The sequence below is a fragment of the bacterium genome (genome assembly GCA_020440705.1).
Classification (GTDB): Bacteria; Krumholzibacteriota; Krumholzibacteriia; order LZORAL124-64-63; family LZORAL124-64-63; genus JAGRNP01.
Genome location: JAGRNP010000364.1, coordinates 1 through 561, shown reverse-complemented (window position 1 = coordinate 561; position 561 = coordinate 1). Strand labels below are relative to the sequence as shown.

General features: G+C 74.3%; 1 protein-coding gene. It reads right to left on the bottom strand.

Going from position 1 to position 561, the window contains the following annotated elements; all coding sequences use genetic code 11:
• Nucleotides 1-46: 46 nt before the first annotated feature.
• On the bottom strand, nt 47-561 hold a 515-nt coding region (locus KDM41_18815), incomplete at its 5' end, for a ferrochelatase (protein ID MCB1185477.1).

Sequence of the window (561 nt, the reverse complement as noted above, 5' to 3'; positions counted from 1 at the left end):
CATGCCGGCCACGCCGCCGCCCGCCACCGCCACGCGCCGGGTTCCGTCAGCCGCGTGCATCGGCCACCTCCGCCGCGGGGTACGCGGAGCGCAGGAGATGATCGGTCAGCGACGCGAGCCAGCCCTCGTCCAGGTTCAGGGCCGCGCCGCGCGTGAAGTGCGTGATGCCCGCCTTCTCGGCGTCTTCCTTCAGCTCGATGTCCAGCTCGTGCAGCGTCTCGATGTGCTCGCAGGTGAAGCTCACCGGCTGCACGTGCAGGCGCTTGCAGCCCGCGGCGGCCAGGCGCGCGGTCTCCGCCGTGATCTCCGGCCCCAGCCACTTGATGGGCCCCACGCGGCTCTGGAACGCCAGCAGGGGCGCGGCGCCGCCGGGCATGCGGTCCAGCCAGGCGGCGTGGTCGGCCAGGGCCTCGCGCAGGCGGCCGTGCACGGCGCTCACGGTGGCGCGGGTCTGGGACAGGTACGGATCGCCCGCGGCCACGAACTTTTCCGGCAGGGAGTGGGCCACGAAGACCAGGGCGCAGGCGTCGGGATCCTCCTCCGCGCGCGCCCAGGCCTCCA